Source organism: Olleya namhaensis (assembly GCF_900114005.1).
GTDB classification, from domain to species: Bacteria; Bacteroidota; Bacteroidia; order Flavobacteriales; family Flavobacteriaceae; genus Olleya; species Olleya namhaensis.
This window is the reverse complement of the sequence record NZ_FORM01000016.1, coordinates 1-7,087: the sequence shown is the minus strand read 5'-3', so window position 1 is coordinate 7,087 and position 7,087 is coordinate 1. Positions and strand designations below refer to the sequence as shown.

The 7,087-nt window shown below is 30.8% G+C and carries 8 protein-coding genes; all 8 read right to left on the bottom strand.

Features of this window, described 5'->3' with window-relative positions:
- Positions 1–264 precede the first annotated feature (264 nt).
- Positions 265–633, bottom strand: coding sequence for a hypothetical protein (locus BMZ09_RS15810; RefSeq protein ID WP_090842460.1), 369 nt, complete (start codon positions 631–633; stop codon positions 265–267).
- Between the two features lie 146 nt (positions 634–779).
- Entirely contained in the window at positions 780–1,226 is a 447-nt protein-coding gene (locus tag BMZ09_RS15805; RefSeq protein ID WP_090842457.1) for a hypothetical protein, read from the bottom strand.
- Positions 1,227–1,231: 5 nt separating this feature from the next.
- Positions 1,232–1,660, bottom strand: a complete 429-nt coding sequence (locus BMZ09_RS15800) for a hypothetical protein (RefSeq protein WP_090842455.1) — start codon at positions 1,658–1,660, stop codon at positions 1,232–1,234.
- Positions 1,661–1,812: 152 nt separating this feature from the next.
- Positions 1,813–2,361 carry a hypothetical protein gene (locus BMZ09_RS15795; protein ID WP_090842453.1) on the bottom strand — a complete coding sequence of 183 codons (549 nt, stop codon included), beginning with the start codon at positions 2,359–2,361 and terminating at the stop codon, positions 1,813–1,815.
- Positions 2,362–2,519: 158 nt separating this feature from the next.
- Positions 2,520–3,272: a hypothetical protein gene (locus BMZ09_RS15790; RefSeq protein ID WP_090842451.1), complete on the bottom strand. Its 753-nt coding sequence runs from the start codon at positions 3,270–3,272 to the stop codon at positions 2,520–2,522.
- Between the two features lie 674 nt (positions 3,273–3,946).
- Positions 3,947–4,687, bottom strand: a complete 741-nt coding sequence (locus BMZ09_RS15785; protein WP_090842449.1) for a phytanoyl-CoA dioxygenase family protein — start codon at positions 4,685–4,687, stop codon at positions 3,947–3,949.
- Between the two features lie 128 nt (positions 4,688–4,815).
- Positions 4,816–5,298 carry a hypothetical protein gene (locus BMZ09_RS15780; RefSeq protein WP_090842447.1) on the bottom strand — a complete coding sequence of 161 codons (483 nt, stop codon included), beginning with the start codon at positions 5,296–5,298 and terminating at the stop codon, positions 4,816–4,818.
- A 151-nt stretch (positions 5,299–5,449) separates the two neighbouring features.
- Positions 5,450–6,760 carry a hypothetical protein gene (locus tag BMZ09_RS15775; protein WP_143067844.1) on the bottom strand — a complete coding sequence of 437 codons (1,311 nt, stop codon included), beginning with the start codon at positions 6,758–6,760 and terminating at the stop codon, positions 5,450–5,452.
- Positions 6,761–7,087: the final 327 nt, after the last annotated feature.

Genomic DNA, 7,087 nt, shown 5'->3' with positions numbered 1-7,087 from the left:
TAGCTTTTTGATAGCTTTTTTTTAGCCAGTGTTCATTTTTTGTTTTCATAAGTGACTGTAATTAATTGCTTAATTTTTAGTCAACCTATTTCAGGAAAATTCAGAGCCAATATTACAGCTAACGTGATTGTGTATGGTTAGTTGCGTGATTTAGGCACTAAGTTAGCAAATAAATCACAGATAGAATATTCCGCAGGAATGTTCGTAAGTAGACTTAAAACAAGCAATTAATTATACGCGGTGTTGTGCGTCCGTTTTTTTCTTTTAATATTTCTCAAATTCCGCTTCGAATTTCAATGTGTCTTTTTCAATTTCAATTCGAGTTAAATAGTCTGAAGGATAACCGTTAGAGTAATATCCGAAGTTTTTAATAAAAGTTTCTCCGTTCTGTTGATAGGAAAGCATATAAGAGCCATCCACTTTCGCAATTCCAGTCATATCAGCTTTATATTCCGCTTTTTCATTTGGTTTTAGTGAAATAAATTTCCCTTCAGAAACAACCATTGGTTCAATTTTCAGCGAGTCAATTTTAATTCCAGTACTATTTATTATTTCAAAATCTGCAATTACTCGATTATTGCAAGAAGTCAGGGTCAATAAGATTAAAATTATTCTGATTAAATTTCCTTTCATAATTATTTTTTTAGTGTGCTGGGTAATGGCGCACAACGTGTTTGTATATGGTTTGTTGCGTGTTTCAAGTAACTAATTTAGTAAATAATTACCGACCAAGAAAGTCCGCGAGGACTTTCATAAGTAGGCGAGAAGCCAGCAATAAATTATATACGGTGTTGTGCAACGTTTTTTTTTATTTTTATAAAATCATTTAGAATCAATTCAAGGTCTTGTATTAACTTTTTGTAATCGAAATCTTTGGGTTTTCTTTTCATATTATTAATTCGACCAATTGATATAAGCATTTCCTTTTTTATCAATTCAAGCGTTTGTAATTCTGTCAAATCCTTTATTATATTCCAGTCAAAATTTGAATTAGTCACAAACCACTTCACAGAATGTTTCCAACTTTCAATGTCATTTCTAAAAAACTGTGCAAAACCTCCGTCAAATTTGAATAATTCAAAACCCCAGAAATATTTTGTAACTGAATTTCCATAATCTTTTTCAGTCAGTTTTTCTGATATGAAACTTTCTAAGTCATTTAAATCGACCTTGAAATAAGTGTCGGGAAATTCGACAGTAGTAGTTCTTTTTATTTCGAAATCCATTTTTCTTATAATTTAAATTTCTTTCCTTCTTTATAATCAATAGGTAGTTTTGGGCTTTTCACTCCAAAAGGTCCTGAACCATTGTGATTATAATAAAATTTTTCTTTGTCATCGGAATATCTACCAGCACACAATAAATTGAAGGTCGTACTTTTTCTACTTGACTTTAGAACATTAATGTCAATCCAAATTGGAACTTTACCTTTTCTATATAAAAGTTCAATAACTTCATTGTCGCTCAAGTCCAACTTCATTTTTCCGCAATCCTCTTCGTAAATATCAAATTCCGAATGATTAGTATCATTTGTGGATTCTGAAAAAATAACATTATATCGAAAGTTGGTTTTTAATTCAGTTTTCACATAGTTTTCAGCAAACTTAAGTGCTTGAAAACTTACTCCTTGTAAGTGAAAAAGAAATTCTATTTTAGTCATTTGTCAAATGTTGCACAACGTGTTTGTGTATGATTAGTTGCGTGTTTTAAGCACTAAAGTTAGCAAATAAAACACAGATAGAAAGTCCGCGAGGACTTTCGTAAATTGGCTAAAACCAAGCAATTAATTATACACGGTGTTGGCAACTGGCTTTATTTAATTATTTCAATTTCTTTTGTTAAATCTTTAAAAAATGATTCCAATTCTAATTTTGTTTTTTGAACCTTTTCCGATTCTTTTATTTCCGTTTTGTTTAAGTCATACAGTTTTACTTTTGAATTAGAATAAGATAAATAACGAATTATAGAATCCGTTTTATATCCGTTTTCGTAAAATGGTTTGTTATAATTATATTCTAACTTCTTAATTAGTTTAAAATTCAGTTTTCCATTTTTTTCCGCCCAATAAGTATAGTTCAGTTTTCCAGTTTCTCCATAAAGCCAAAAATCATAAACAACATAATCGAATATTTTGTTATGAAATACTTTCAATTCTCCACCTTCAGAAGAATGTCCAAAAAGTTCAAAAGTGTCTGTTCCGAATTCTGCCTTATTTTTCTCAAAATCTTTAAGTAATTCAAAGCCTTTAAGTTTAAAAACAGTTTTTTCGATTTCTAAACTTTCCGTTTTTTTTTCAGCTTTTTGTTTTTCGCCACAAGAGTAAAATCCTAATATTAAAAAAACTACTAAAATTTTATTCATAGGTTTCGTTTTTTGCTTGTTGCCAACGTGTTTGTATATGGTTTGTTGCGTGGTTAAGCAACTAAGTTAACAAAAAAAAACGGATAGAAAATCCGCGAGGATTTTCGTAAGTAAGCTATAACTAGCAATAAATTATATACGGTGTTAGCAAATCGTTTTTATTCCCACTTTGTTCTTAATTCAGTTCCAATTGGATATTTTTCTGTTGTAAAATCTGGCATATAATATTTACCGAAACTTCTGTTAGTCAAAACTGAATCTACCTCAATAAAAAAATCTCCATCTTTAGTTTCTAATGTTAGTCGGTTATTCATTCGGTCTTTTTTTCCTTTATCTAACTCTATTAGCCAAGAAATGTTTTCTATATCTTTTGGGTCAGTTATTTTTTTAATCTTTCTGATTTTGGCTGAAACAGGTTCTTTTAGAAAATAACTTTGCCATTTTTCAGGTATTTGTTTTAAATCAAATTCTGTTTTTATAGTATCTTTTATTTCAGTTGCTAAATATCTTCCACTCGATTTAGGTTCCAATCCAGAATTAAGATAATCTGCAAATCTTATGTAATCGTTTTCTTTGTCTAAACTCCAACCAAAATCATAGAAATCTGAAAGAAGGTATTTTTTATTTTCCCAACTAACGATTTGAAATTCAGTTTTAATTTTAAGCGAGTCAATTCCGTAATTAACATTAGTTGTTATTGGTTTTGATTCCATATCCATAGGATATTCGGTAAACTCTACCTTATTAGGAATTAATTTTAGGTTTACGCTATCCATTTTATAAGTTCCGAAAACTTTTTTCCTTTCTCCACCACCAGTACAACCGAATAAGTAATCTTCGTTTATAAAAGTTCCGTTGCTTAGCAAATCAAGTTTTAAACCGTTATTAAATCCGTTGTAGGAATATCTCAACGTGTCAATATTCGGGATAACATTCTTTTCGTCATTCGATTTGGTTTTGTTATTCGAACAACTAAATATTAATAATAATATGAGAATATTAATGTATTTCACGGTTTTCTTTAAATGTTTGCTAACGTGCTTGTGCATGACTTAGTATGCGTTATTAAGTCAACTAAATTAATAAATAAAAACTACCCATTAGTGAAATTCGGCAGAATTTCACGATACGCATAAAACAAGCATATTAATTATGCACGTTGTTGCCAGGCGTGGAATTTCGCTAATTATTTCACATAATCAATGTCATTCCGTTTGAGTGAAATTCAACACAACAGTTGGAATTCAACAATAGATTCATCCGCTTTCAATTCGGTTTTGAGTGAGGTTCAACAGTCTGAATTTCACACAAAACTGTTTAAATTCCGTAAACTATATAAATTCTGTTTGATCAGAATTCCGCAAGAGTGAAATTCAGTTTACAGTAAGTTTTTCGGAGTTTTAGTCGGCAGAAATTCGGTTATTTTAAAGCCCTGTTTTTTCAGTTTGAGTGGAATTCCGCTATGCTTGGCAACGGTCTTGTATAAGATTAGTTGCGTGGTTTAGCAACTAACTTAATAAAAATTAAACGAACCATTGGAAATTCCGCAGGAATTTCCAAGTAGGCAAGTCACAAGCAATTAATTTTATACGTTGTTGTGTGCTGGCTTTTTTATTCCATAATGTTCCAACCAAGCCAACGGTTCAGTCAGATTATGTTTATTAAATTCTAAATGTATTACTCTTCTTTTTTTTCCGTTTGTCGTTCTGTTGGAAGCGTGTAAAGTCAAAGGTTTCATTAACATTGCTCCGCCTTTTTCTACTTCACAGATAAATTCGTTATCCGTATTCCAATCTTTTGAGTCCACTCGAACAATTCCGTTCAAGTGAGATTTTGGAATGACTTTTAAAGCTCCATTATTTTTATCCGTTTTGTCTAAATGAATTCGGATTGTAATTGTGTCTTGTAAAATTTTAATTGGTGGTTGAACTCCGTTTTGTCCTTTTTTAAAAGTCCAGTTCACATAATTTTCCAAATCAGCTTTTTTGTCAACTGAAATACTCAAATCTTGGTGATAAGCTACAAACCAATTCGATTCGCTTGGTTTGTCAAAATAAATGGCTTTGGTCAGGAAATATTCTGATTCCGAAAGGTCAGAAATTAATTCAGTCAGTTTTTTGTTAAACAACAAATCACTTAATTCAGGTACGTTTTTGACTAATTGTCTAATCGCAAACAAATCCTTTGTTTTCATAAACGAATTTCCATCCTGTTCAGCATTTTCGATACAAGCTAAAATTCCGCTTATTTCGTTATCCGAATACAAGTCAGTTAAAACGGAAAATCCATTTTCATTAAGTTCTATTTTGTTCCTTGCGTAGTTCATTTTTCAGCTTGCACACAACGTGATTGTATAAGAATAGTGCGGTTTTGTGTGCGAGGATTTTCCGCAGGAAAATCAGACGTAACAAAAGTGCACGAACTCTGGATTAAGCACTAAACTAAGCATTATTTTTATACGGTGTTGTGCATAGTACTTTTTATTTTTTCAATTTCAGATTCAATTTTCGTAATGTTTATAAATCCGTTTTGATTGGTTGTTTTTTTTGTCGTTTTTTTCCAAAAAGGAAAAGCCCAAGTTAAGGAAGTTCCATAATTTTCCCAAGTTCCGTTTTCATTCTCAAATTCATACTCGTTTTTGAATGGGAATTTTCCTTTGTAATAATCTATCCTCCTTTTTTTACAGGTCAGAAATCGCAAAAAGTCATTAAACCCTTTATTCAAGTCGTCATATTTCGGGTCATAATGTAAGTGACTAATTCCGAAACCAACAGTCAGCTGTCCATCTTCGTCAAGTTCAATCCAAATAGACGATTCTTCATCGTTTTTCGAATCCAAAGTCAGATGAGTTCCGTCTTCATATTCAGAAATTCTTTCAGGAAAATGAGATTCCAAAAACTCTTTTATTTTGCTAAATGTCAATTCGTGGTTCGTCATTCGGGTATTATGCACAACGTTGTTGTGTATGGTTAGTGGCGTGTTTCAGCACCTAATTTAGCAAATAAAAACCGAATAGAAAATCCGCGAGGATTTTCGTAAGCAAGCTAAAACTAGCCATTAATTATACACGGTGTTGTGCACAGTAATTTTAATTCAATTTATTCAATTCAGTTTCCAATTGGTCAAGAGTAAATTCTTTAAACTCTTTAAGTTCAAAATCTTTAGAATCAGTCATTGATTCTCCAACTGCAAGTGTCGGTTTTCCATTTGAATAACTTATTCCAATAACCTTTATTTCTTTGCCTTTTGGAATGTTCTTAAAGACTAAAACTCCGTTTTCATAAGTTCCAGTCATTATGCTTTTAATATCCTTGAATATTATTTGAATTTTGGTTTCTGAAGGATTATTAGTTTTAACAATAAAATCTGTTTTTTCACTGTCTTCAATATCCCAAATCTTATCACAGTTTATCCAACCCATTTCTGTTGCTGAAAACATATAATATTCCAATGCATTCGGGTCAATTTTTTGAATAGCAGTATCTGTAATATTGGAATATTGGTTTCTGAATTTTTGCTTAAATCGATTCCAATTGATGGAACGACTTCCCGAAATACTTAAATAATAATCCCAGTCATTTTTCACTTCTCTATCGTAAGATTCAATATCAAAAGTAGGTGCAGATTTTAAAAATTCTTTTGCGAGTTTTAAAGCTTCATCATTTTGTTTTCTTTCAGAATGACTTTCAGGTCGAAAATTATACATTATACCTTTCTTATTGATATTAAAATCGAAACCAGCAGTCCAATTGTTTTTGTTAAATTTATGAGCAGTTATACTATCTACGTTTGATGGGTTCTCAATATATTCTATAATTGTTTCGTCACTGCCTTTTAACTTTAAATAAAAAAAGGTTGCTGTGCTACCTGAAGACCTAAAACCATAATCATATAAATCATCAGTCATTTCTATAGGATATTCAATTTCATATCCTATGTCATCACCAATTATATCTAAACTATCAATTTCGGCTATGCTTTCTTGTGCCGATTTTGTTTCAAAGAATTTATAGTCAGGCATCCAAGTTTTTATACTGTCATTTAATTTTAACTCATAGAATAAATCCATTTCTTTATCTAATCCGTTTTTTGGAAATCCAACAACAAACGCTTTTCCTTTTTTTACGAAAAGACTTTTACCATTCACTTCTGCATTGACATATATCATTCCATTTGTTTCTAGGATTCTATCTCCAGAAATGGTTTGTAGATTTTCAAAAATCATATCAGTAAGACTAAAACACTCTTTAAGTTCAATTGTAATAGGTTCATTTGGTTCTGTTCCATTCTCAAATTGAAAAGCATTAGCAGGAATATAAATAGATGTTCCCTTTTTTCCTTTTAAAATAGTTTCCTTATTTACTTGAATTTCGAAACTTTCTGTTGTTGGGGAAAGCACTGATTTAATTTCGGCAATAGAATTAATAAGTATATTTCTATTCTTTTTTTTATCGGATGAGCAATTCGTAAATAACATTGAAGTTATCAAAATCCCCAAAATTAACTTGATGTTTCTTGTCATAGTCTTATTGTGCACAACGTGATTGTGTATGGTTAGTTGCGTGAATTAGGTACTAAAGTTAGTAAATAAATCACAGATAGAATATTCCGCAGGAATGTTCGTAAGTAGTCTTAAAACAAGCAATTAATTATACGCGGTGTTAGGCTACGTTATTAATTCCGTTTCTTTTTTTCTTTTCTACCACAATAAATGTAAATCAAATCC